A 22571-nucleotide genomic window follows, 5' to 3' on the forward strand; every position below is an offset into this window, starting at 1 on the left:
ATTGCCAATGCCCTGACCCGCCCCGCCCATTCGTTTGCAGGAGAACGGCCATGAGCGCTGTGATCGATGACCATGGCCACGCCGGTGACCATGCCCACGGCCCCGCCAAGGGTTTGATGCGCTGGGTGCTGACCACCAACCACAAGGACATCGGCACGATGTACCTGTGGTTTGCCTTTGCCATGTTCCTGCTCGGCGGTTCGTTCGCCATGGTGATCCGGGCCGAGTTGTTCCAGCCCGGCCTGCAGATCGTGGAGCCTGCGTTCTTCAACCAGATGACCACCATGCACGGCCTGATCATGGTGTTCGGCGCGGTCATGCCGGCATTCGTCGGCCTGGCCAACTGGATGATCCCGCTGATGATCGGGGCGCCGGACATGGCCTTGCCGCGTATGAACAACTTCAGCTTCTGGCTGCTGCCGGCGGCGTTCCTGCTGCTGGTCTCGACCCTGTTCACCCCAGGTGGCGGGCCGAATTTCGGTTGGACCTTCTATGCCCCGCTCTCCACCACCTACGCGCCGGAGAGCGTGACGTTCTTCATCTTCGCCATCCACCTGATGGGCATCAGCTCGATCATGGGCGCAATCAATGTGGTTGCCACCATTCTCAACCTGCGTGCCCCCGGCATGACCTTGATGAAAATGCCGCTGTTCGTCTGGACCTGGTTGATCACCGCTTTCCTGCTGATCGCGGTGATGCCGGTACTGGCCGGCTGCGTGACCATGATGCTGATGGATATCCACTTCGGCACCAGCTTCTTCAGCGCCGCCGGCGGCGGTGACCCGGTGCTGTTCCAGCATGTGTTCTGGTTCTTCGGTCACCCGGAGGTGTACATCATGATTCTGCCGGCGTTCGGCGCCGTCAGCTCGATCATCCCGACCTTCTCGCGCAAGCCGCTGTTTGGCTACACCTCGATGGTCTACGCCACGGCGAGCATCGCGTTCCTGTCGTTTATCGTGTGGGCGCACCACATGTTCGTGGTGGGCATACCGCTGGTGGGCGAGTTGTTCTTCATGTACGCCACCTTGCTGATCGCGGTGCCGACGGGCGTGAAGGTGTTCAATTGGGTCAGCACCATGTGGCAAGGCTCGCTGACCTTCGAGACGCCGATGCTGTTCGCGGTGGCGTTCGTGATCCTGTTCACCATCGGCGGTTTCTCCGGGCTGATGCTGGCCATCGCGCCAGCGGACTTCCAATACCACGATACCTACTTCGTGGTGGCGCATTTCCATTACGTACTGGTGCCCGGTGCGATCTTCGGCATCTTCGCATCGGCCTACTACTGGCTACCGAAATGGACCGGCCACATGTACGACGAAACCCTGGGCAAGCTGCACTTCTGGCTGTCTTTCGTGGGCATGAACATGGCGTTCTTCCCGATGCACTTCGTGGGGCTGGCCGGGATGCCTCGGCGGGTGCCGGACTACAACCTGCAGTTCGCCGACTTCAACATGGTCTCGTCGATAGGCGCGTTCATGTTTGGCGCTACACAGATCTTCTTTTTGTTCATCGTGATCAAGTGCATCCGTGGCGGCAAACCTGCGCCGGCCAAGCCGTGGGATGGCGCCGAAGGCCTGGAGTGGAGCATCCCCTCGCCTGCGCCGTATCACACCTTCACCACGCCGCCGGAGGTCAAATGAACACCTCATGGCGCTGTGAACTCGGTCAGTGTGGGTCGGGTGGGCGCCATGGCTGACTCCGTGCCTCTCAAGCGCCTGGTCACCCGCCTGTTGATCCTGGTGCTGGCGATGTTCGCCTTCGGTTTTGCCCTGGTGCCGATCTACGACGTGATGTGCAAGGCGTTCGGCATCAACGGCAAGACCGCCGGGCAGTATGAGGGCTCGCAGGTAGTCGACCCGACCCGGCAGGTGCGTGTGCAGTTCCTGTCGACCAATGCCATCGACATGGTCTGGGACTTTTATGCCAAGGCTGACGAGGTGGTGGTTAACCCTGGCGCTGTGACCGAGATGCTGTTCATCGCCCATAACCCAACCGACAAGCCCATGACCGCCCAGGCGATCCCGAGTATTTCCCCGGCCGAAGCGGCGATGTACTTCCACAAGACCGAGTGCTTCTGCTTCACCCAGCAGGTATTGCAGCCAGGTGAGCGTATCGAGATGCCGGTGCGCTTCATCGTCGACCGCGACATGCCCAAGGATGTGAAGCATCTGACCCTGGCGTACACCCTATTTGATATCACTGCGCGCCAACCGCCCGTGGCTGTTCATACAGGCGGCTAGCTACTGTTTGCCCGCTCAATCAGGAGAGCGAATACATGTCGACTCATGATACGTACTACGTACCAGCGCAAAGCAAATGGCCGATAATTGCCACTTTTGGGCTGCTGATCACCGTGTATGGCCTGGGTGTTTGGTTCAACGATCTGAAGGCCGCGCGCCCGGAATCCCACGGTCCGTGGATCTTTTTCGTGGGAGGGCTGTTGCTGGCCTACATGATGTTTGGCTGGTTTGGCGCGGTGATCAAAGAAAGCCGCGCCGGGTTGTACAGCTCACAGATGGACCGCTCGTTCCGCTGGGGCATGACCTGGTTCATCTTTTCCGAAGTGATGTTTTTTATCGCGTTCTTCGGTGCGCTGTTCTACGTGCGCCACTTATCCGGTCCTGCATTGGCCGGCGAAGGCCCCAAAGGCATCGCGCACATGCTGTGGCCGAACTTCGAGTTTGCCTGGCCATTGCTCAACAATCCGGACCCAAAACTGTATCCCGCGCCGGAAGGTACCATCAGCCCGTGGGGGCTGCCGCTGGTCAACACCATCCTGCTGGTGAGCTCCAGCGTGACGATTACCATCGCCCACCATGCCTTGCGCAAAGGTCATCGCGGCGCGCTGAAAATCTGGTTGGCGATCACCGTGTTGCTGGGCCTGGCGTTTCTCGGGTTCCAGGCCGAGGAGTACATCCACGCTTACAAGGAGCTGGGCCTGACCTTGGGTTCCGGGGTGTATGGCGCGACCTTCTTCATGCTCACAGGCTTTCATGGTGCCCACGTGACCATCGGCACCATCATTCTGTTTGTGATGCTCATGCGCATTCTGCGCGGGCATTTCAATGCCGAGCACCAGTTCGGCTTTGAGGCAGCCAGTTGGTATTGGCACTTTGTGGATGTGGTGTGGATCGGGCTGTTTTTCTTCGTTTATGTGCTGTGAGGCGCGTTACCACGGCGCATGAGAGACCAGTTGGCCGCTGAAAAAGCCCCAGGTGATCAACGCCAGGGTGATCACGGCCAGTACGACACGCACGGTCAAGGCAGTGACGAGGCGGTTGGAGTTGCCCTCGTCCTTGACCAGAAAGAACAAGCCACTGAACAGGCTCACGACAGTCGCGATCAGCATCAGGGCAATGGCTGCTTTGAGCATGGTCTGGCTCCTGGGCTTTTACGGAAGGGGCGGGCAATGAAAACAAGTATAGCCAGCGCCATAAAACAGTTTCGCCCAGGGATCGCGCCAACGCTGGTGGTGTTGGTGCTGCTGCCGTTGATGGTGGGGTTGGGGTTCTGGCAACTGTCGCGCGGGCATGAAAAGCAGGCGTTGCTCGACAGCTATGCCGAGCGTCGCGCGGCTGCGCCGATGAGCAGTGAGCAACTCAATGACACGGCGGATCCGGCGTTTCGCCGTGTGCATCTACGCGGGCAGTTCGACGCCGAGCACAGCGTGCTGCTCGACAACCGCATGCGCGACGGCAGGGCAGGCGTCGAGCTGTTGCAACCCTTCCACGACCAGGCCAGTGGCCAGTGGCTGTTGCTCAACCGTGGCTGGCTACCCTGGCCGGACCGGCGCACCCCACCCGCCTTCACCACCCCTGAACAACCGTTGAATCTCGACGCGTGGGTGTATGTCGCCCCCGGCGAAACCTTCCAGCTGCATGCCGACCCGGCCGGCGCGCCATGGCCGCGTTTGCTCACCGCGCTACACCCCGCCGCGCTATGGGCCGAACTGGGTCGTAGCGGTTTTGCCTACGAACTGCGGGCCGAGGCCGGGCCTGGTACATACGAAACTTCCTGGTCGGTGGTCGCCATGGGCCCGGAAAAACACTTGGCCTATGCCGTGCAATGGTTCGCCATGGCGCTGGCGTTGCTCGCGCTTTACCTCTACCTCGGATGGCACAACACAAAGGAGACGCCCCATGGCAGCGGCCACGAATCCACTCAACATGTCTGAACTGCCTGATCGGCGCAAAGGCCGCTGGCAGCTGCTGCTGATCTTGCTGATGGTGATCGGCCCGATGGTGCTGGCCACCTTTATGTACAAGCTGCAGTTCTGGGTGCCTGACAGTCGCAGCTACCACGGCGAGATGATCGGCAACGGCCAGACCCGTGCCGATATTGGCGTGCAGGCCGATGAACAGCGCTGGCAACTGCTGGTGACCGCGCCCACCGCTTGTGCCACCGATTGCCAGCAACTGGTGTACCTCGCGCGCCAATTGCAGATCGGCCTTGGGCGCGACGCGTCCCGCGCCAGCCATGCCTTGGCCAGTGCGCAAGCGGTCGACGCCGCTTACGAGGCCAAGTTGAAGACCGAGTACCCACAACTGCAGCGTTACTCCCTGGATGTTTCGACGTTCACCAAAAACGCCGCCGCGCCGGGTGAGGCGCAGCTTTGGATCGTCGACCCCCACGGCAACCTGGTGCTGCGCTACGACGCCAGGGTCAAGGGCAAGGATTTGCTTAACGACCTGCGCCACCTGCTGAAACTGTCGAACATCGGATAAGGGCATTGTCATGGCCAAACCTGGATTTCGCCTCGCGTTGTTTGCCACCTTGCTGGCACTGATCGTCGTACTGCTCGGCGCCTATACCCGCCTGACCCATGCCGGCCTCGGTTGCCCGGATTGGCCGGGCTGCTACGGTTTTATCAGCGTGCCGCAAAGCGAAGCCCAGCTGGCCCATGCCCAATTGCATTTCCCGGATACGCCGGTGGAGGCCGACAAGGGGTGGGCCGAGATGACCCATCGCTACTTCGCCGGCACCTTGGGCTTGCTGATCGTATTGCTGGCGGCGCGCTCGTGGCGTCATCGGCGCGACCCAGGCCAGCCAGTGAAGTTGCCGCTGTTCGTGTTGGCGGTGGTGTTTGCCCAGGCGGTGTTCGGCATGTGGACGGTGACCTTGAAACTGTGGCCGCAGGTGGTGACGAGCCATCTGCTGGGCGGCTTTGCCACCTTGAGCCTGTTGTTTTTGCTGACGCTGCGTTTGTCCGGCGTACTGCCGGCGTTAATCGTGCCCAAGCGCCTGCAGTATTGGGCGACAGCAGGGCTGGTGCTGGTGATCGGGCAAATCGCCCTGGGTGGTTGGGTAAGCTCCAATTATGCGGCGGTGGCGTGTGTCGACTTGCCAACCTGCCATGGAGAATGGTGGCCGGCGGCGGATTTTGCCAATGGGTTTCACCTGACTCAGCACATTGGCCCCAACTACCTGGGCGGCCAACTCGACAGCGAGGCGCGCACGGCCATTCACCTGACCCATCGTATAGGTGCGGTGCTGGTGACCCTGGTGCTGCTGGGCCTGGCCTGGCAGTTGCGCGCCGTGGGCATGACGCGGCTTGCGGGCCTGCTGTTGATCGCCTTGGCCGCGCAGATCAGCCTGGGCCTGAGCAATGTGGCTTTCGGCCTGCCGTTGCCAGTGGCGGTCGGTCATAACGCCGGCGGCGCAGCGCTGTTGCTGACGCTGGTACTGGTCAATTATCACGCGCGCACCAGCCTGGTTCGGGTGCGTCATCAATTGCCCTTTGGCTGGCGCTTCAGCCCGCGCAAACCTGTAGCGGGCCTCATCACCCTTAAAGGAGAGATGCCATGGCGACCTTGATCGGCGCGCGTCACGGCCAGGCGATCTGGCGCGACTACCTGGAGCTGACCAAGCCGAAAGTGGTGGTGCTGATGCTTATCACCTCCCTGGTGGGGATGTTCCTCGCCACCCGCGCCGGGGTGCCGTGGACCGTGCTGGTGTTCGGCAACCTGGGCATCGGCCTGTGCGCGGGCGGCGCGGCGGCGGTCAACCATGTGGTGGATCGGCGCATCGATGCCGTGATGGCGCGTACCCACAAGCGACCTCTGGCGCAAGGCCGCGTGTCGCCTGTGGCGGCATTGGCTTTTGCTTTGTTTCTGGCCGTTGCCGGCCTGGCACTGTTGCTGGCCTTTACCAACCCGCTGGCGGCCTGGCTGACGTTGGCATCGCTGCTGGGCTACGCGGTGATCTACACCGGCTTTCTCAAGCGCGCGACGCCGCAGAATATTGTCATCGGCGGCTTGGCCGGTGCCGCGCCGCCACTCTTGGGCTGGGTGGCCGTGACCGGGCATGTCAGCGCCGAGCCGCTGCTGCTGGTACTGATCATCTTCGCCTGGACCCCGCCGCATTTCTGGGCCCTGGCCATTCACCGCAAGGAAGAATACGCCAAGGCCGATATCCCGATGCTGCCCGTCACTCATGGCGAGCACTACACCAAGGTGCATATCCTGCTCTACACCTTCGCCCTGCTGGCGGTGAGCCTGATGCCCTATGTCATCCACATGAGCGGCCCGCTGTACCTGGGGTGTGCGCTGGTATTGGGCGGGCGCTTTCTGCAATGGGCCTGGGTGTTGTACCGTGGCGGTCGGCCGCACGCGGCGATCAGCACGTTCAAGTACTCTATCTGGTACCTGTTCCTGCTGTTTATCGCCCTGCTCGTAGACCACTACTTATTGTTGAACCTATGACTCGAACTCAAAAAACCGTCTTCATCCTGGTGGCCATCGTCGCGTTGATCATAGGCCTGACCGTTAACAAAGTGCTGTCGGGCAAAGGCCAGGGCGACCCTACCGCGCTGATTGACGCTGGCATTATCCTGCTGCCGCAAAGCCGCCAGCTGCCGCCGGTAACCATGACCAACCAGGACGGCCAGCCGGTGCTGATCAATGAGTTGAAGGGTAAGTGGAGCCTGCTGTTCTTCGGGTACACCTTCTGCCCGGACATCTGCCCGACCACCCTCGCCCAACTGCGCCAGATCAAGAGCGAACTGCCCAAAGAGGCTGTGGATAAGTTGCAAGTGATTCTGGTCAGCGTCGATCCGAACCGCGACACCCCGGCCCAGCTCAAGCAGTACCTGGGGTACTTCGACCCGCAATTCGAAGGCCTGACCGGCGCGAATGTGGACGATGTGCAAAAGGTCTCGAACGCAGTGAGCATCCCGTTCATCCCGGCGGACACCAGCAAGCCCAACTACACCGTCGACCACAGCGGCAACCTCGCGCTGATCGGGCCGGATGGTACGCAGCGTGGGTTTATTCGTGCGCCGCTGAACAACCAGAAGCTGGTGGCGCAGTTGCCGGGGCTACTGCAGCGTAAATAGTGCGACACAAAATAAATGTGGGGCTTGCTCGCGAATACGTCGGCCCAGCAAACATTGATGTTGACTGACCCACCGCTTTCGCGAGCAAGCCCGCTCCCACATTTTTGATCTCCATCAGGCAGGAGATCGGGCCTTGCAGGTCGAAATCAGAACGCCGGCTTGATCGCGCCTTTGTACTTATCTTCGATGAACGTCTTCACTTCTGGCGTGTGCAGGGCGGCTACCAGCTTCTTCACGGCGTCCGAATCCTTGTTGTCTTCGCGGGTGACCAGAATGTTCACGTAAGGCGAGTCATTGCCTTCGATCACCAGGGCGTCCTTGGCAGGGTCCAGCTTGGCTTCCAGGGCGTAGTTGGTGTTGATCAGCGCCAGGTCGACCTGGGTCAGCACGCGCGGCAGGGTGGCGGCTTCCAGTTCGCGGAACTTCAAATTTTTCGGGTTGGCGGTGATGTCCTTGATGGTCGACAGGATGTCGGTCGGGTCCTTCAGGGTGATCAGGTTGTGCTTGGCCAACAGCAACAGCGCACGGCCGCCGTTGGTGGCGTCGTTGGGGATAACAACGTTGCCGCCGCTTGGCAGGTCTTCCAGCTTCTTGTACTTGCTGGAGTAGGCGCCCAAAGGCTCCAGGTGCACCGCGCCGACGCTCACCAGGTGAGTGCCTTTGGTCTTGTTGAACTCATCCAGGTACGGCTGGTGCTGGAAGAAGTTGGCGTCCAGGCGTTTTTCGGCCACTTGTACGTTGGGTTGTACGTAGTCAGTGAACACCTTGATTTGCAGGTCCACGCCTTCTTTGGCCAGGGCAGGTTTCACGAATTCCAGGATTTCTGCATGTGGCACCGGCGAGGCAGCGACCGTGATGGTCTCGGCGTGGGCGGAAAACGCGGCAACGGCGGCGAAAGCAACCAGTAGTTTTTTCATCCAACAAGCTCCTTGTTCGGGCATGTGCCGGCGTTGGGCCGGCAATGGCCGTTATTTTCGAGAATAGTGCGTCACCAGCTTGTCGCCGATGGTCTGCAGAATTTGTACCAGCACAATCAACATCACCACGGTGACGACCATGACGTCGTCCTGGAAGCGCTGGTAGCCATAACGGATCGCCAGGTCCCCCAGTCCGCCGGCACCCACGACGCCGGCCATGGCGGTGTAGCCGACCAGCGCGATGGCGGTAACGGTGATAGCGGCAATAATGCCAGGCTTCGCCTCGGGTAAAAGCGCCTTGGTGATGATCTGGCGGGTGGTCGCGCCCATGGCCTGGGTCGCTTCGATGATGCCGCGATCCACTTCCCGCAGCGCAGTTTCCACCAGCCGCGCGAAGAACGTCGAAGCGCCCACCACCAGCGGGGGTATCGCGCCGGCGACGCCGAGTGAAGTGCCGGTGATAAAGATCGTCGTAGGGATCATCACGATCAGCAGAATGATAAACGGCAGGGAGCGTATCGCGTTGACCACAAAGGCCAGCACTGCATACGTGGCTTTCTGTTCCAGCAATTGTCGCGGGCTGAACAGAAACAGCAGAACGCCCAGTGGAAGGCCGACCAGCACGGTGAAAAACAGCGAAGTGCCGAGCATCAGCAGGGTGTCGCCGGTGGCAACCCAGATGTCAGCCCAGTCCACTTTGTCGAAGTAATGCAGTAATACGTCCATTAACGCAGGACCTCCATGTGCACATCGGCCGCGGTAAAGCGGGCGAACGCCGCTTCCATATCACCGCCGGTGATGGCCAGGGTCAGTTGCCCGTAGGGGGTATCTTTTATGTGGTCGATTCGACCGGCCAGGATGCTGTAGTCCACCCCCGTTTCCCGTGCGACGGTACCCAGCAATGGTGCGTAGGTCGCTTCGCCTTGGAACGTGAGCCGCACGATACGGCCCGGTACATGGGCAAAGTCGTCGCGCTGCTCGCCTTCGTCGACCTGCTCGGCTTCCTGTACAAAGCGTTTGGTGGTCGGGTGCTTGGGGTGCAGGAACACATCGGCCACCGAGCCTTGCTCGACGATCACGCCAGCGTCCATCACTGCCACCTGGTCGCAGACGCGGCGGATCACGTCCATTTCATGGGTGATCAGCACGATGGTCAGCTTCAGCTCGCGGTTGATCTCGGCCAGCAGTTGCAGGACCGAGGCGGTGGTCTGCGGGTCGAGGGCGCTGGTGGCTTCGTCGCAGAGCAAGATCTTGGGCTTGGTCGCCAGGGCGCGGGCGATGCCGACACGCTGCTTCTGCCCGCCGGACAACTGCGCCGGGTATTTCCTGGCGTGGTCCGAGAGGCCAACGCGCGCGAGCAATTCGGCGACGCGCTGGTCGATGTCCTTGCGCGACAGTTCGCCGGCCAGGGTAAGCGGCAGTGCCACGTTATCGGCGACGGTCTTGGACGCGAGCAGGTTGAAGTGCTGGAAGATCATCCCGACCTGCTGACGGAAGCGGCGTAGGCCGTTGGCGTCCAGGGCGGTGACTTCTTCGCCGTCGACCGTGATCTGGCCGCCACTGGGTTCTTCCAGGCGGTTGATCAGGCGCAGCAGGGTACTCTTGCCCGCGCCTGAGTGGCCGATGAGGCCAAACACCTGGCCGCTTTCGACGCGCAGGCTGGTGGAATGCAGGGCGGGGATATCCCTACCGGCGACGCGGTAGGTTTTATGGACGTTTTGAAACTCGATCACGTAGCGAACCTTGTGGGGCGCATGGAAAAGGGATCAGCGGTTAGCCGGGCGCGCATTTTAGCCTGTCCGTATAGCGTTTCTTAGCATTTATTTCTTATTCAACCAGCGATTTGGCAATAACGCGATCAAAGGTCATAAAAAAGGAACGGCCTAAAACACCATCAGTCACTACTTAGGCAACGCGATTTCCCAGGTGCCGTGCCTGGGGTTTTGCTCAAACGAGCCGGGGACCGCTCTGGCCACTTTGAATAAGGAGTTTTGACTGATGAGCACCAAGAAGCCAGCTACCCCGCCTAAGAGTGAACTGGCGGGCACCGATACCCTGGACCGTGGCAATACCAATGCCAAGCTGCAGGCCCTGGAAGAATTCCGCTCCGACGCGACCGGCCAGGCACTGCGCACCAACCAAGGCGTGAAGATTTCCGACAACCAGAACAGCTTGAAGGTCGGCGCTCGCGGGCCGTCGCTGCTGGAAGATTTCATCATGCGTGAAAAGATCACGCACTTTGACCATGAGCGCATCCCGGAGCGCATCGTGCATGCCCGCGGTACGGGTGCCCATGGCTATTTCCAGAGTTATGGAGACCATTCGGCGTTGACCAAGGCCGGGTTCCTGCGCACGCCTGAGCATAAAACGCCGGTATTCGCGCGCTTCTCCACCGTGCAGGGCCCGCGCGGCTCCGGTGATACGGTGCGCGACGTGCGCGGTTTCGCGGTGAAATTCTTCACCGAAGAAGGCAACTTCGACCTGGTGGGCAACAACATGCCGGTGTTTTTCATTCAGGATGCGATCAAGTTTCCTGACTTTGTGCACGCGGTAAAGCCTGAGCCACACAACGAAATTCCCACGGGCGGCTCGGCCCACGATACGTTCTGGGATTTTGTCTCGCTGCAGCCTGAGTCGGCGCACATGGTGATCTGGGCCATGTCTGACCGAGCCATTCCAAAAAGCCTGCGCGCCATGCAGGGTTTTGGTGTGCACACCTTTCGCCTGATCAACACCGAAGGCAAATCGAGCTTCGTGAAGTTCCACTGGCGACCCAAGGTCGGCACCTGCTCCCTGGTGTGGGACGAAGCGCAAAAGCTTGCGGGTAAGGATACCGACTACCACCGTCGTGACCTGTGGGAGTCCATCGAGATGGGCGACTACCCCGAGTGGGAGTTGGGGGTGCAGATCGTCGCGGAAGAGGATGAGCACGCATTCGATTTTGACTTGCTGGACCCCACCAAGATCATCCCTGAAGAACTGGTGCCTATCACGCCGCTGGGCAAAATGGTGCTTAACCGCAACCCGGACAACTTCTTCGCCGAAGTCGAGCAGGTGGCATTCTGCCCAGGGCATATCGTGCCGGGTATCGACTTCACCAACGACCCCTTGCTGCAAGGCCGTCTGTTTTCCTACACGGATACGCAGATCAGCCGGCTGGGCGGACCGAACTTCCATGAGATCCCGATCAACCGGCCGGTCGTACCGTTCCACAACGGCCAGCGCGATGCTCAGCACCGTACGGTCATCGACAAGGGGCGTGCTGCGTACGAACCGAACTCGATCGACGGTGGCTGGCCGAAAGAAACCCCGTCGGCGGCTCAGGACGGCGGTTTCGAAACCTATTACGAGCGCGTCGACGCCAACAAGGTGCGCGAGCGCAGTGAGTCGTTCGGCGACCATTTCTCCCAGGCCACGCTGTTTTTCAACAGCATGAGCGACCATGAGAAAGAACACATCATTGCGGCCTACAGCTTCGAGTTGGGCAAGGTGGAGCGCGAGTTTATCCGTGCCCGTCAAGTGAACGAGATTCTGGCCAATATCGACTTGACGTTGGCCCAGCGCGTCGCGCAGAACCTCGGTTTGCCGGCACCGACCAAGGGCACAGTGCCTGCGCGTGAGACGTCGCTGAAAGAATCGCCGGCCTTGAGCCAGGTGAACTTGCTGTCGGGCGATATCAAAACGCGCAAAGTGGCGATTCTTGCGGCGAACGGCGTGGACGGCGCCGCGATTGACGCGCTGAAAAAGGCGCTGGAGGCCGAAGGTGCACATGCCAAGTTGCTGGGGCCGACCTCGGCGCCGGTGACGACGGCGGATGGCAAGACCTTGCCGGTGGATGCGTCGATGGAAGGCATGCCGTCCATTGCGTTTGACGCCGTGTTTATCCCGGGCGGCAAGGAGTCGGTGAAAGCGCTGAGTGCAGACGGTGTAGCGCTGCATTACGTGCTGGAAGCGTACAAGCACCTGAAGGCGATTGCCGTGGCCAGTGACGTGAAGCCATTGCTGGATATGCTGAAGCTCGAGGCGGATGCGGGGCTGATCGTAGGTGCGGATGCGAAGGCGTTCAAGGCGTTCTTCGCGGCGATTGCCCAGCACCGGGTCTGGGATCGTGAACCGAAGGCCAAGGCGATTCCGGCTTAAACCTTCCGCTGTTTTTTAAATCGTCTTCGCGAGCAAGCCCGCTCCCACATTTGGAACGCATTCCAATGTGGGAGCGGGCTTGCTCGCGAAGGGTGTTATTGAGTCTTGCGCGGAATCAGCACAATCTGCGCCGGAATTTTCTTCAGGATCTGCCGGTGAATTTTCAGGTCGTACCCCGAATCAATCCGTTTCACCCGTTTGGTCAGCAAGGTGGCCAACCACGGGTAATCCTCGGTGCGCGGCGCCTGGATGCTCACGTCGCACTGGTAATTCACCACATCGGTGGCGATCGCATCGAGCTGATGGCGTAGCGCTTCGATATCGGTGAGGTTCAGCGCCACGGTGGTGCTTGGCGCGGCCGGGTCGATGACCTTGGCGGCGGGCTTGGCTTCGGCGGCTTTCAGGGCCTCCTCGGCTTTATCCAGCTCGGCTTTGCGTGCGTGGGTGATGGCGCTGTTGACGCCGCCGGTCAGTGCCGGTGCCTTGGGCATCAGCGCGCGGGCGCGGCTCAGGGCGGTGGCGGCGGCGTTGACATCGCCTTTTTGCAGCACGATCTGGCTGCGTTGCAGGTAAGCCTCGGCCAATTGGCGTTGGTAGGCTTCGAGTGCCGGGTCATTGGGCGATTGGGCCTGCAGCGCCGCAAGTTGGTCTTCGGCGGTGGCCAGCTCGCTGCTGGCCAGGTTTTGCTCCAGCTGCGCGATGGCGGCAGCGCGCGGGTCCGAGGCCTCGGGGGCTACGGGCGGTGTGCTTTGACAGGCGCCCAGCAGCAGGGAAAATGCGGCAAGGAGCAGATAACGGGAGGTGAACGGCTTCATTCCTGCGACTCTCTATTTGCGCAAAAAGCGAGCAAGTCTACACCCCTCGACGGGGCAGGACAAAACTCAGCAGAAACAGGGCGGCGGCCGTGACCACAATCGATGGTCCGGCCGGTGTGTCCTTGAACCACGACAAGGCCAGGCCCCCGCACACCGCCAGCATCCCCAGCAGGCTTGCACCCATCGCCATCTGCTCCGGTGAGCGGGCGTGGCGCTGCGCGGCGGCCGCAGGAATGATCAGCAGCGATGTGATCAACAATACGCCGACAATCTTCATTGCGACAGCGATCACCACGGCGATCAACAACATCAGGGCCATGCGCAGGGCGGATACGGGCAAGCCTTCGACCCTGGCCAACTCTTCATGCACCGTAATCGCCAGCAATGGGCGCCACAGGGCCACCAGCGCGGCCAGCACGGCCGCGCTGCCGCCGAGTATCCAGGCCAGGTCGGTAGGGCTGATCGCCAGCAGGTCGCCGAACAGGTAAGCCATCAGGTCGATGCGCACTTCATGCATAAAGCTCAGGACCACCAGGCCCAGGGACAGGGTGCTGGGCGCCAAAATGCCCAGCAGGGTGTCGGAGGCCAGGGGTTGGCGTTGTTGCAGGGCCACCAGCAGCACCGCCAGGAGCAGGCAACCGACCGTCACAGCGATGGTCGGGCTGACATCCAGCAAAAAGCCCATGGCCACGCCCAGCAGCGCGGCATGCGACAACGTGTCGCCAAAATATGCCATGCGCCGCCAGACCACGAACGAGCCCAGCGGGCCCGCCACCAGCGCCAGAGCCAAGCCTGCCAGCAGGGCGTAGAGCAGAAAATCAGCCATGCTTGCAGCTATCTCCATGAACGTGGGTATGGGGTGTGGCGGGGTCATCGACCACAGCGCCATGCAGGTCGTGGGCGTGGTCGTGATGGTGGTGGTAGATCGCCAGGCTCTGGGCGTTCTTGCCGAACAGCTCGACAAACGCCGGGTCGCCGCTGACCTGTTCCGGGTGGCCGGAGCAGCACACGTGACGGTTGAGGCACACCACCTGGTCGGTGGTGCTCATCACCAGGTGCAAGTCGTGGGAAACCATCAGCACGCCGCAGCCATGGCGGTCGCGCAGGCGCGTGATCAGGCTATACAGCTCGGCTTGGCCGGCGACGTCGACACCTTGTACGGGCTCATCGAGTACCAGCAACTGCGGCTCGCGCAACAGAGCGCGGGCCAGCAGCACGCGCTGCATTTCACCGCCGGAGATACTCTGCACCGGGCTGTCGATCACCTGCTCGGCACCGACTTCCTTGAGGGCGGCCTGCGCGCGGGCGCGGTCCACACCGGGCACCAGGCGCAGGAAGCGCAGCACGGAGAGCGGTAAGGTTGGATCGACATGCAGCTTTTGCGGCATATAGCCGACGCGCAGCTTGGGCTTGCGCCACACACTGCCGCTGTCGGGCTTGAGCAGGCCCAGTACGGCGCGCACCAGGGTGGTCTTGCCGGCGCCGTTGGGGCCGATCAGGGTGACGATCTGCCCCGGCTCCACGCTCAGTGCGATGTTATCCAGCACGGCTTGCCCGGCGAACGTGACCCCAACCTGCTCCAGGCGGATTAACGCGTTGCTCATCAAGCCCCCTGGCAGCCCGAGCACAGACCGATCACTTCGACCGTTTGCCCTTCGACCTTGAAACCGACATCGGCGGAACTCCTGATGATCGCGTCGCTGATGCTTTTTTGTTCAAGCTCGATGGCGGCATGGCATTCGCGGCAGATCAGGAACTGGCCCTGGTGTGCGTGTTCCGGGTGGTTGCAGCCGACGAACGCGTTGAGCGAGGCGATACGGTGCACCAAGCCGTTTTCCAGCAGAAAATCCAGCGCGCGGTAAACCGTGGGTGGCGCGGCGCGGCGGCCGTCCTGCTCACTGAGCACGCCGAGGATGTCGTAGGCACCCAGCGGCTTATGGCTCTGCCACACCAGTTCCAGCACGCGCCGACGCAGGGCAGTCAGGCGCAGACCTTTCTGCGCGCACAGGGTGTCGGCCTCCGACAGCGCGGTATGCACGCAGTGAGAATGGTCGTGGGGACGGCTGGCAAGCGGTGTTTTAGGCATGAGCGGCGACAGATATTTGATAGAGACGTTATTATGTTACCCGTTCCTACGCCATTGAGTGGTCATCGTGTCCCGACTTTTTCCCGTTTTTGTCGTATTTGTCACCAGTTTGTTCATCGCAGGCCAGGCGCAGGCCGAGGTCAAGGTACTGACCAGCATCAAGCCATTACAGTTGATTGCCGCGGCGGTGCAGGACGGGGTGGCGGTTCCCGAGGTGTTGCTGCCGCCGGGCGCGTCGCCACATAACTTCGCATTGCGTCCATCCGACGTACGGCGCGTACAGTCGGCGGATCTGTTGTATTGGATTGGGCCGGATATGGAAACCTTCCTGCCTCGCGTGCTGAAAGGACGTAACGCCGAAACCGTGGCCGTGCAGGACCTTGCGGGGATGAAACTGCGCCGTTTCGGCGAAGATAGCCACTCTCATGGCGACGAAGCGGACGAGCATGATCATGATCATCGTCCAGGCAGCGTGGATGCGCATTTGTGGTTATCGACGGTGAACGCACGGGTGATCGCAGCGCGCATGGCGGCTGACCTCAGTCAGGCTGACCCGGCGAATGCCGAGCGTTATCAGCGCAACGCGCAGGCCTTTGAGGGGCGCCTTGACGCGCTGGATACGCGCTTGAAGAAGCGTTTGGCCGGCGTCGAGGGCAAACCTTATTTTGTATTCCACGAAGCCTTTGATTACTTCGAAGACGCTTACGGCTTGAAGCATGCCGGCGTGTTCAGTGTTGCCGCCGAAGTACAGCCTGGCGCCCAGCATGTGGCCGCCATGCGTACGCGTTTGCAGGAAGTCGGCAAGACCTGTGTGTTCAGTGAGCCGCCACTGCGGCCGCGTCTGGCCGAGACGCTGGTGGCCGGTTTGCCGGTGAAGCTGGCAGAGCTGGATGCGCTGGGTGGCTATACCCCGGCGACGGCGCAGGGGTATGAGCAGGTGCTGGAGAAGCTTGGGAACGACTTGGCAGGGTGTCTGGAGTCGCTGTAACGGGCTGCACAGACCTCATGCAGGAGCAGGCAAGCCAGCTCCTTTGTTCTGACCTTTAAAGCGCGAACGGCAGTTGCACCGTGACCTGCTGGCGTTGCGCCAAGCGATGCTCGAACTCCGCCGGGTCGTGAATCAACACATCCTGCCCTGCAAACGACTCCGCCGCGATCAGGCGTGACAGCCAGAAGCGCACGCAGGCTACACGCAACATCGTTGGCCATAGTTGCGCCTCCTTTGCCGTGAACGGCCGCAGCCCGGCGTAGGCGCCCAGTAAGGCGCGGGCGCGTTGCCCATCGATCACGCCTTCGGCGTCCGAGCACCAGTCATTCAGGGCGATGGCCACGTCGTACAGCATCGGGCCGGAGCAGGCGTTGTAGAAGTCGATCAGGCCCGTCAGGTGCGTGCCTTCGAACATCGCGTTGTCGCGGAACAGGTCGGCATGGACGTTGGCGCGAGGCAGGGCCAGGATCTGCGCTTTGTGCGCCTCAATCTCATCGAGTGCATCGCGTAGCAGGCGTTGCTGGGCGTCGTTCAGGTGTGAAATCAACTGCGCGCCTTCGCGGAGCATCCAGTCCAGCCCGCGGTCGGTCTTGCGTTCCAGCACCTTCTCGCCTTGGGTGGCCAGGTGCAGGTGGGCGAGCAACTCGCCCACCTGGGCGCAATGCTGGGCATTGGCCTGCTTGATGTGCTTGCCGGCCAGGCGCGGCTGCAGCAGTGCAGGCTTACCGGCCAGCTCGCGCAGGGCCACGCCGTCGGTGGTGCGCAGGGCGTAAGGCACCGGCAGGTCGGCGTCGTGGAGCACGTCGAGCAGTTCGATGAAGAACGGCATTTCCGCGACCGGGCCGCGCTCAACCAGGGTCAGGACGAACTCGCCCTGTTCCAGGCTGATAAAGAAATTGGTGTTTTCGCTACCGGCGGCGATCCCCTGGAAGTCGAGCAGGCGGCCAAGCCCGTAAGGGGCAAGAAAGGTTTCCAGCTCGGGCCGAGCCAGGGGGGTGAACACAGACATGGTTAAAACTGCCAGTACGGGCGCCGCACTGCACGGCGCCAATTGAAGTTAAGAAATCATTTCCATTCGAAGATCTTCCATGACGGGATCAGCATATTCGGCTGGTCAGAGCGGATGAAGTTCGCGTCGGTTCCGTCCGCGCGCACCAGGAAATACGGTGGAAAGCCTTTTTTGGTGATCTTGATTGCGTACAGGAAACCGTTTTGGCGGTATTCCTGGATAGTTCTGTCGCCTTCCCTGCGAATGGTAACGTCCGGACTGCCCGAAGGCGCGCTGTCTGCCGCCATGGCAGCCATCGGAACGAGTGCGATCAGGCCGGTCAACAGCAGGCGATTGAATGTACGCATGATAACCTTGTCCCTTTGTTTTCATTGGTCCGGCTATTCTAGCGCCAGACCCGCCGAAAAGGTTGATCCTGCTCATGAGCCAAGCACCCCTCGTCCTGGTGGACGGTTCTTCTTATCTATACCGTGCCTTTCACGCACTGCCACCGTTGACCACCTCCAAAGGCCTGCCGACCGGTGCGGTCAAGGGCGTGTTGAACATGCTCAAGAGCCTGCGCAAGCAGTACCCGGACAGCCCCTTTGCGGTGGTGTTCGACGCCAAGGGTGGGACCTTTCGCGATGAAATGTTCGCCGAATACAAGGCCAATCGCCCGAGCATGCCCGATGACATGCGCCTGCAGATCGAGCCGCTGCACCAGAGCGTGATCGCCCTGGGCTTCCCGTTGTTGTGTGTCGAAGGCGTCGAGGCCGACGACGTGATCGGCACCCTGGCCCGCAGCAGCGCGGCCGCCAGCCGACCGGTGGTGATTTCTACCGGCGACAAGGACATGGCGCAATTGGTCGACGGGCACATTACCTTGGTCAACACCATGACCGGTAGTGCCATGGATGTGGACGGCGTAAAGGAGAAATTTGGCGTCGCTCCGGAGCAGATCATCGACTATCTGGCGTTGATGGGCGATTCGTCCGACAACATCCCAGGTGTTCCGGGCATTGGTCCCAAGACGGCTTCCGGCTTGCTGGTGGGTGTAAATGGCGGCCTCAAAGAGCTCTATGAGCAACTGGATATCGTGCCGACCCTGCCGATCCGCGGCGCCAAGACCTTGCCGGCCAAGCTCGAAGAGCATCGGGAGATGGCGTTCCTTTCCTACCAGTTGGCCACGATCAAGGTCGATGTGCCGTTGGACGTGGGCCTGGAGGACCTGCACCTGATCGAGCCGGACCGCGAAAAACTCCTGGAGCTGTATGCCCTCCTGGAATTCAAAAGCTGGTTTGATGAGATTCAGCGCGATGCCAAGCGTGTCGAGCTCAAGGCAGCCACGGCTGCCGAGCCTGCCGCGCAAGAAAGCGTTGAGACGGCCACGCCGGTACCCGTGGACGCGGTCTACACCACCATTCTCGACCAGGCCACATTCGAACTCTGGCTGAGGAAGCTCAACGAAGCGAAGTTGTTCGCTTTCGACACCGAAACCACCGGGATCGACGCTCATCAGGCGCAATTGGTCGGCGTTTCTTTTGCCGTACAGCCCCATGAAGCGGCCTACATCCCGCTGACCCACTCTTACATCGGGGTGCCGCAACAGTTGGATCGTGACACCGTGTTGCTGGCGTTGAAGCCGCTGCTGGAAGACCCGACCAAGCTCAAGGTCGGCCAGCACGCCAAGTTCGACATGAACATCCTGGCCAACTGCGCCATCGGCGGTGACCCTGCGCACGGCATTAACGTGCGCGGTATCGCCTTCGACACCATGCTTGAGTCCTATGTATTGAATGCCACCGCTACCCGTCATGACATGGACAGCCTGGCGAAGAAGTACCTGGATTACGACACCGTCAGTTTTCAGGACATCGCCGGCAAGGGCGCCAAGCAGCTGACGTTCGACCAGATCCCGCTTGAGCAAGCCGGGCCTTATGCCGCCGAAGATGCCGATGTGACCCTGCGCCTGCATCAGGCACTGTACGCCCAACTGGCCGCCATACCCCGCCTGGCCAGTGTGCTCACCGACATTGAAATGCCGCTGGTGCCCGTGTTGGCGCGCATCGAACGCCAGGGTGCGCTGGTGGATGCCGAGTTGCTCGGCGTGCAGAGCATCGAACTGGGCAACAAGATGGTCGAATTGGAACGCCAGGCGTTCGAGATCGCAGGTGAGCCGTTCAACCTCGGCTCGCCCAAGCAACTGGGGGCGATCCTCTACGAGAAGCTCGGGCTGCCGGTGCTGAAGAAGACAGGCAAGGGGCAAGCCTCCACCGCTGAGGAAGTGCTGGCCAAGCTGGCCGAAGATGACTATCCGCTGCCCAAGGTGCTGATGCAGTACCGCAGCATGAGCAAGCTGAAAAGCACCTACACCGACCGCCTGCCGGAGCAGATCAACCTGCGCACCCAGCGTATTCACACCTCCTATCACCAGGCGGTGGCGGCCACCGGACGCTTGTCTTCCAGTGATCCGAACCTGCAGAACATCCCGGTGCGCACCGCCGAAGGGCGGCGCATCCGCCAGGCATTTGTCGCGCCCAAGGGCTACAAATTGCTGGCGGCCGACTATTCGCAGATCGAATTGCGGATCATGGCGCACCTGTCGAAGGACGAGGGGCTGATGAACGCCTTCCGCCATAACCTGGATGTGCATGCGGCCACGGCCGCCGAAGTGTTCAAGGTTGAGTTGGGAGCGGTCACGTCGGATCAGCGTCGCAGCGCCAAGGCGATCAACTTTGGCCTGATCTACGGCATGGGCGCCCAGAAGCTTGGCAAGGACATTGGTGTCGATACCAAGACGGCCAAGGCGTATATCGATGTGTATTTTGCCCGCTATCCAGGGGTTCGTGAGTATATGGAGCGCACTCGCGCGCAGGCTTCCGACCAGGGCTACGTGGAGACCTTCTTCGGGCGTCGGCTGTACTTGCCGGACATCCATTCCAACAAACCCCAGGAGCGCGCGGCGGCGGAGCGCACCGCGATCAACGCGCCCATGCAGGGCACGGCGGCCGACATCATCAAGAAAGCCATGGTGCTGGTGGACAACTGGCTGACCGACTCGGGCCTGGATGCCAAGGTCATCCTGCAGGTACACGACGAACTGGTGCTTGAGGTGCGTGAGGATCTGGTTGCAGAAGTCAGCGAGAAGATCCGTGAACACATGAGCGCTGCTGCGCAGTTGGATGTGCCGTTGCTGGTGGAAGTGGGCGTGGGTGATAACTGGGACGAAGCGCACTGATTTCGCGGCCTTGCCGCCGCTGGGGAGGGTGGCAAGGTGCTTTAGATCGGAAATCTCCGTCAGTTATTTCCAATAGTTTTCCAACCTGCCGGAACTTAACCCGTGAACTGCTACTCAGAGTTACTGAATGGGTGGTGAAGCCCTTCAATGCTCCTATGTTGTGTTAAGTGTTGGCAGATATCTGGACCCCGCCCTAGCGGTCCGGAACTTGAACCCCGAACTTCCCCTCCCCATAAGAAGTCCGGGGTTTTTTTTGCCCGCGCAAAAGTTATTCGGCGGCTTCCGCGCCTTTATCGGCCAATTCCATCCAGCCAGCCAGTACCGTGTAGGCTTCTTCCAGGCCCATGCGCTTTGGCGCCGAGAACAGCTGGATGGTGATCGCATCACCCCATCCTTTACGAATCTCGGCCTGCACTTTGAGCAAAGTATTCTTGGCGGCGCCGTAGGTGAGCTTGTCGGCTTTGGTCAGCAGGATATGCATCGGCATGCCGCTGGCGACCGCCCAATCGAGCATCAGCAGGTCGAAGTCGGTCATTGGATGACGGATGTCCATCATCAGAATCAAGCCCTTCAAGCTCTCCCGTCCACCCAGGTAAGCCTCCAGGTGACGCTGCCAGTGCAGCTTCAGCGGGATGGGTACTTTTGCATAACCGTAGCCCGGCAGGTCGACCAGACGCCGATCATCGTCTAGCTTGAAGAAATTGAGCAGTTGCGTGCGACCGGGGGTTTTCGAGGTGCGCGCCAGGCTGGCGTGGGTCAGCGTGTTCAGCGCGCTGGATTTGCCGGCGTTGGAGCGGCCGGCAAAGGCGACTTCAAAGCCTTCGTCATCGGGGCATTGGTCAACTTTGGCGGCGCTGAGCATGAAGGTGGACTGTTGGCACAGGCCGAGAATGGGATTCTTGAGTTGCATGGGATTTCCGATGTGGGCGGTGCCGAAAAAGGGTGCGGCAAGCAGTGTCGTTTCCGTTTCAGTAGCGCCAGTATATAATGCCGCAGATTTTGTGTGTGCTTTGTCCCAGCGAAGGATGATGCTCACGGGAGTGATAGACCTTTATTGCGCATTAGAACGCAAAACGCTCTCAAACCCTGAAAAGGTCGATGTATGACCAGATGGTTGCTCGCTGTCGGTGTTCTGGTTCCGCTTTAGGGCGCTCAGGCTACACAGGATCCGGAAGCGGTGTACAACCGAGTTTGCGTGGACACGCTGGTGCAACACGTGACCCAGGGTTTCAAGGCAATGCCGCCGCGTGGTTTGTGCATGGACTGCAGTACTGAGGATTACCAGGCCGTCATTGAGTTGATGGTGAGTGAACCCGGTAGATAACTCTTAAACCCTTAGCCGTAGTTGGATTAGCTGATGAACAAACTGATCGTGAGTCTGCTGTTGACCTTGGGCATCACCGGTGTTGCCCATGCTGCAGGCGACGCTACAGCGGGCCAGGCGAAAGCCGCCGTGTGTGGTGCTTGCCACGGACCGGATGGCAACAGCCCGGCGCCGAACTTTCCCAAACTGGCCGGCCAGGGTGAGCGTTACCTGACCAAACAGATGCAGGATATCAAGAGCGGCAAGCGCACGGTGCTGGAAATGACCGGCTTGTTGACCAACCTCAGCGATCAGGACCTGGCGGATATCGCAGCCTATTTCTCCAGCCAGAAGGGCAGCGTGGGAGCGACTGATCCTAAATTGGTGGCCCGTGGAGAGAAGCTGTTCCGCGGTGGCGACCTGGATAAAGGCCTGCCTGCCTGCACTGGCTGCCACTCGCCCAATGGCGCAGGTATCGCCGCCGCGGGCTTCCCGCACCTGAGCGGCCAGCACGCGCAGTACATCGCCAAACAGTTGACCGATTTCCGCAAGGAAGAAGCGGGCCGCACCAACGACGGCGATACGATGATCATGCGTACCATCGCCCGCAAGCTGAGCGACGAAGACATCGCCGCTGTCTCCAGCTACATTCAAGGCCTGCACTAAGCGCGCTAAGTTAACGCTCGATTAATCCCGCGATGCAAGCATAAAAAGGGTGGCCCAGGCCGCCCTTTTTTGTGGCCGGTGCCGTTACACTAACGAA

The 22571-nt window shown here is 60.8% G+C and carries 23 protein-coding genes and 1 pseudogene; 13 read left to right on the plus strand and 11 right to left on the minus strand.

The window, feature by feature from the left end; genetic code table 11:
- Positions 1 to 50: 50 nt before the first annotated feature.
- From ctaD to AB4O05_RS05220, 3 genes are read left to right on the plus strand one after another with little or no spacing between them, the layout of a single operon-like run.
- Positions 51 to 1640: a cytochrome c oxidase subunit I gene (ctaD, locus tag AB4O05_RS05210; protein ID WP_460132494.1), complete on the plus strand. Its 1590-nt coding sequence runs from the start codon at positions 51 to 53 to the stop codon at positions 1638 to 1640.
- A 48-nt stretch (positions 1641 to 1688) separates the two neighbouring features.
- Complete coding sequence (locus AB4O05_RS05215) at positions 1689 to 2240, plus strand: cytochrome c oxidase assembly protein (RefSeq protein ID WP_460132492.1); 552 nt, start codon at positions 1689 to 1691, stop codon at positions 2238 to 2240.
- A 35-nt stretch (positions 2241 to 2275) separates the two neighbouring features.
- On the plus strand, positions 2276 to 3163 hold the full coding sequence (locus AB4O05_RS05220) for a cytochrome c oxidase subunit 3 (RefSeq protein ID WP_460132491.1): 888 nt from the start codon (positions 2276 to 2278) through the stop codon (positions 3161 to 3163).
- 6 nt (positions 3164 to 3169) lie between these two features.
- Here AB4O05_RS05220 and AB4O05_RS05225 read toward each other — a convergent pair whose 3' ends face one another.
- Complete coding sequence (locus tag AB4O05_RS05225) at positions 3170 to 3373, minus strand: twin transmembrane helix small protein (protein ID WP_012721507.1); 204 nt, start codon at positions 3371 to 3373, stop codon at positions 3170 to 3172.
- Between the two features lie 36 nt (positions 3374 to 3409).
- Between AB4O05_RS05225 and AB4O05_RS05230 the strand changes: the two genes are divergently transcribed.
- The 5 genes from AB4O05_RS05230 to AB4O05_RS05250 are packed head-to-tail and all read left to right on the plus strand — an operon-like array spanning position 3410 to position 7333.
- Complete coding sequence (locus tag AB4O05_RS05230) at positions 3410 to 4174, plus strand: SURF1 family protein (RefSeq protein WP_460132489.1); 765 nt, start codon at positions 3410 to 3412, stop codon at positions 4172 to 4174.
- Positions 4140 to 4724: a hypothetical protein gene (locus AB4O05_RS05235; RefSeq protein WP_460132488.1), complete on the plus strand. Its 585-nt coding sequence runs from the start codon at positions 4140 to 4142 to the stop codon at positions 4722 to 4724. Before AB4O05_RS05230 ends, AB4O05_RS05235 begins: the two co-directional genes overlap by 35 nt.
- A gap of 10 nt (positions 4725 to 4734) precedes the next feature.
- Positions 4735 to 5814 (plus strand): COX15/CtaA family protein, encoded by a 1080-nt coding sequence (locus tag AB4O05_RS05240; protein WP_460132486.1) that lies wholly within the window; start codon positions 4735 to 4737, stop codon positions 5812 to 5814.
- A complete protein-coding gene (gene cyoE / locus AB4O05_RS05245; protein ID WP_460132484.1) occupies positions 5802 to 6701 on the plus strand; it encodes a heme o synthase in 900 nt (299 codons plus the stop codon). Before AB4O05_RS05240 ends, cyoE begins: the two co-directional genes overlap by 13 nt.
- The gene (locus AB4O05_RS05250) at positions 6698 to 7333 is read left to right on the plus strand and encodes an SCO family protein (RefSeq protein WP_460132482.1); all 636 of its coding nucleotides are present in this window, start codon (positions 6698 to 6700) and stop codon (positions 7331 to 7333) included. Before cyoE ends, AB4O05_RS05250 begins: the two co-directional genes overlap by 4 nt.
- Positions 7334 to 7479: 146 nt before the next feature.
- On the opposite strand, the gene AB4O05_RS05255 is transcribed toward AB4O05_RS05250, so the two are convergent.
- The 3 genes from AB4O05_RS05255 to AB4O05_RS05265 are packed head-to-tail and all read right to left on the minus strand — an operon-like array spanning position 7480 to position 9983.
- Complete coding sequence (locus AB4O05_RS05255) at positions 7480 to 8250, minus strand: MetQ/NlpA family ABC transporter substrate-binding protein (protein WP_460132480.1); 771 nt, start codon at positions 8248 to 8250, stop codon at positions 7480 to 7482.
- A gap of 51 nt (positions 8251 to 8301) precedes the next feature.
- Positions 8302 to 8976 (minus strand): methionine ABC transporter permease, encoded by a 675-nt coding sequence (locus AB4O05_RS05260; RefSeq protein WP_460132479.1) that lies wholly within the window; start codon positions 8974 to 8976, stop codon positions 8302 to 8304.
- Positions 8976 to 9983, minus strand: a complete 1008-nt coding sequence (locus AB4O05_RS05265; protein WP_460132477.1) for a methionine ABC transporter ATP-binding protein — start codon at positions 9981 to 9983, stop codon at positions 8976 to 8978. Before AB4O05_RS05265 ends, AB4O05_RS05260 begins: the two co-directional genes overlap by 1 nt.
- 265 nt (positions 9984 to 10248) lie before the next feature.
- Here AB4O05_RS05265 and katE point away from each other — a divergent pair, with 265 nt between their 5' ends.
- On the plus strand, positions 10249 to 12390 hold the full coding sequence (gene katE, locus AB4O05_RS05270) for a catalase HPII (protein WP_460132476.1): 2142 nt from the start codon (positions 10249 to 10251) through the stop codon (positions 12388 to 12390).
- Positions 12391 to 12485: 95 nt separating this feature from the next.
- Here the strand turns inward: katE and AB4O05_RS05275 are convergent, their stop codons facing one another.
- Genes AB4O05_RS05275 through AB4O05_RS05290 form a run of 4 tightly spaced genes read right to left on the minus strand, consistent with a single transcriptional unit; the run spans position 12486 to position 15291 of the window.
- Positions 12486 to 13205, minus strand: a complete 720-nt coding sequence (locus tag AB4O05_RS05275) for a PA5502 family lipoprotein (protein ID WP_460132475.1) — start codon at positions 13203 to 13205, stop codon at positions 12486 to 12488.
- Between the two features lie 37 nt (positions 13206 to 13242).
- Positions 13243 to 14031 carry a zinc ABC transporter permease subunit ZnuB gene (gene znuB, locus AB4O05_RS05280; protein WP_460132474.1) on the minus strand — a complete coding sequence of 263 codons (789 nt, stop codon included), beginning with the start codon at positions 14029 to 14031 and terminating at the stop codon, positions 13243 to 13245.
- On the minus strand, positions 14024 to 14809 hold the full coding sequence (znuC, locus tag AB4O05_RS05285) for a zinc ABC transporter ATP-binding protein ZnuC (RefSeq protein ID WP_460132473.1): 786 nt from the start codon (positions 14807 to 14809) through the stop codon (positions 14024 to 14026). Before znuC ends, znuB begins: the two co-directional genes overlap by 8 nt.
- Positions 14809 to 15291, minus strand: coding sequence for a Fur family transcriptional regulator (locus AB4O05_RS05290; protein WP_460132471.1), 483 nt, complete (start codon positions 15289 to 15291; stop codon positions 14809 to 14811). Before AB4O05_RS05290 ends, znuC begins: the two co-directional genes overlap by 1 nt.
- A gap of 58 nt (positions 15292 to 15349) precedes the next feature.
- On the opposite strand from AB4O05_RS05290, the gene AB4O05_RS05295 reads away from it, so the two are divergent.
- Complete coding sequence (locus AB4O05_RS05295) at positions 15350 to 16279, plus strand: zinc ABC transporter substrate-binding protein (protein WP_460132470.1); 930 nt, start codon at positions 15350 to 15352, stop codon at positions 16277 to 16279.
- 55 nt (positions 16280 to 16334) lie between these two features.
- Here AB4O05_RS05295 and AB4O05_RS05300 read toward each other — a convergent pair whose 3' ends face one another.
- Together AB4O05_RS05300 and AB4O05_RS05305 are read right to left on the minus strand one after the other, a co-directional pair.
- Complete coding sequence (locus AB4O05_RS05300; RefSeq protein WP_460132468.1) at positions 16335 to 17288, minus strand: homoserine kinase; 954 nt, start codon at positions 17286 to 17288, stop codon at positions 16335 to 16337.
- Between the two features lie 56 nt (positions 17289 to 17344).
- On the minus strand, positions 17345 to 17635 hold the full coding sequence (locus AB4O05_RS05305) for a DUF2782 domain-containing protein (protein WP_460132467.1): 291 nt from the start codon (positions 17633 to 17635) through the stop codon (positions 17345 to 17347).
- 74 nt (positions 17636 to 17709) lie between these two features.
- Here AB4O05_RS05305 and polA point away from each other — a divergent pair, with 74 nt between their 5' ends.
- Positions 17710 to 20505, plus strand: coding sequence for a DNA polymerase I (gene polA, locus AB4O05_RS05310; protein ID WP_460132466.1), 2796 nt, complete (start codon positions 17710 to 17712; stop codon positions 20503 to 20505).
- Between the two features lie 268 nt (positions 20506 to 20773).
- Here the strand turns inward: polA and yihA are convergent, their stop codons facing one another.
- Complete coding sequence (gene yihA, locus AB4O05_RS05315) at positions 20774 to 21415, minus strand: ribosome biogenesis GTP-binding protein YihA/YsxC (protein WP_460132465.1); 642 nt, start codon at positions 21413 to 21415, stop codon at positions 20774 to 20776.
- A 192-nt stretch (positions 21416 to 21607) separates the two neighbouring features.
- Here yihA and AB4O05_RS05320 point away from each other — a divergent pair.
- Both AB4O05_RS05320 and AB4O05_RS05325 read left to right on the plus strand, forming a co-directional pair.
- A pseudogene (locus tag AB4O05_RS05320) lies at positions 21608 to 21829 on the plus strand (c-type cytochrome).
- Between the two features lie 33 nt (positions 21830 to 21862).
- Positions 21863 to 22474 (plus strand): c-type cytochrome, encoded by a 612-nt coding sequence (locus AB4O05_RS05325; protein ID WP_460132463.1) that lies wholly within the window; start codon positions 21863 to 21865, stop codon positions 22472 to 22474.
- Positions 22475 to 22571: the final 97 nt, after the last annotated feature.

Source organism: Pseudomonas sp. S1_G07 (genome assembly GCF_054668565.1).

What these genes read in the sequence shown, in the direction of transcription:
- ctaD (WP_460132494.1), top strand. Translation starts at nt 51, where the DNA reads ATGAGCGCTGTGATCGATGACCATGGCCACGCCGGTGACCATGCCCAC.
- AB4O05_RS05215 (WP_460132492.1), top strand. Translation starts at nt 1,689, where the DNA reads ATGGCTGACTCCGTGCCTCTCAAGCGCCTGGTCACCCGCCTGTTGATC.
- AB4O05_RS05220 (WP_460132491.1), top strand. Translation starts at nt 2,276, where the DNA reads ATGTCGACTCATGATACGTACTACGTACCAGCGCAAAGCAAATGGCCG.
- AB4O05_RS05225 (WP_012721507.1), bottom strand. Translation starts at nt 3,373, where the DNA reads ATGCTCAAAGCAGCCATTGCCCTGATGCTGATCGCGACTGTCGTGAGC.
- AB4O05_RS05230 (WP_460132489.1), top strand. Translation starts at nt 3,410, where the DNA reads ATGAAAACAAGTATAGCCAGCGCCATAAAACAGTTTCGCCCAGGGATC.
- AB4O05_RS05235 (WP_460132488.1), top strand. Translation starts at nt 4,140, where the DNA reads ATGGCAGCGGCCACGAATCCACTCAACATGTCTGAACTGCCTGATCGG.
- AB4O05_RS05240 (WP_460132486.1), top strand. Translation starts at nt 4,735, where the DNA reads ATGGCCAAACCTGGATTTCGCCTCGCGTTGTTTGCCACCTTGCTGGCA.
- cyoE (WP_460132484.1), top strand. Translation starts at nt 5,802, where the DNA reads ATGGCGACCTTGATCGGCGCGCGTCACGGCCAGGCGATCTGGCGCGAC.
- AB4O05_RS05250 (WP_460132482.1), top strand. Translation starts at nt 6,698, where the DNA reads ATGACTCGAACTCAAAAAACCGTCTTCATCCTGGTGGCCATCGTCGCG.
- AB4O05_RS05255 (WP_460132480.1), bottom strand. Translation starts at nt 8,250, where the DNA reads ATGAAAAAACTACTGGTTGCTTTCGCCGCCGTTGCCGCGTTTTCCGCC.
- AB4O05_RS05260 (WP_460132479.1), bottom strand. Translation starts at nt 8,976, where the DNA reads ATGGACGTATTACTGCATTACTTCGACAAAGTGGACTGGGCTGACATC.
- katE (WP_460132476.1), top strand. Translation starts at nt 10,249, where the DNA reads ATGAGCACCAAGAAGCCAGCTACCCCGCCTAAGAGTGAACTGGCGGGC.
- AB4O05_RS05275 (WP_460132475.1), bottom strand. Translation starts at nt 13,205, where the DNA reads ATGAAGCCGTTCACCTCCCGTTATCTGCTCCTTGCCGCATTTTCCCTG.
- znuB (WP_460132474.1), bottom strand. Translation starts at nt 14,031, where the DNA reads ATGGCTGATTTTCTGCTCTACGCCCTGCTGGCAGGCTTGGCTCTGGCG.
- znuC (WP_460132473.1), bottom strand. Translation starts at nt 14,809, where the DNA reads ATGAGCAACGCGTTAATCCGCCTGGAGCAGGTTGGGGTCACGTTCGCC.
- AB4O05_RS05290 (WP_460132471.1), bottom strand. Translation starts at nt 15,291, where the DNA reads ATGCCTAAAACACCGCTTGCCAGCCGTCCCCACGACCATTCTCACTGC.
- AB4O05_RS05300 (WP_460132468.1), bottom strand. Translation starts at nt 17,288, where the DNA reads ATGTCTGTGTTCACCCCCCTGGCTCGGCCCGAGCTGGAAACCTTTCTT.
- AB4O05_RS05305 (WP_460132467.1), bottom strand. Translation starts at nt 17,635, where the DNA reads ATGCGTACATTCAATCGCCTGCTGTTGACCGGCCTGATCGCACTCGTT.
- polA (WP_460132466.1), top strand. Translation starts at nt 17,710, where the DNA reads ATGAGCCAAGCACCCCTCGTCCTGGTGGACGGTTCTTCTTATCTATAC.
- yihA (WP_460132465.1), bottom strand. Translation starts at nt 21,415, where the DNA reads ATGCAACTCAAGAATCCCATTCTCGGCCTGTGCCAACAGTCCACCTTC.
- AB4O05_RS05325 (WP_460132463.1), top strand. Translation starts at nt 21,863, where the DNA reads ATGAACAAACTGATCGTGAGTCTGCTGTTGACCTTGGGCATCACCGGT.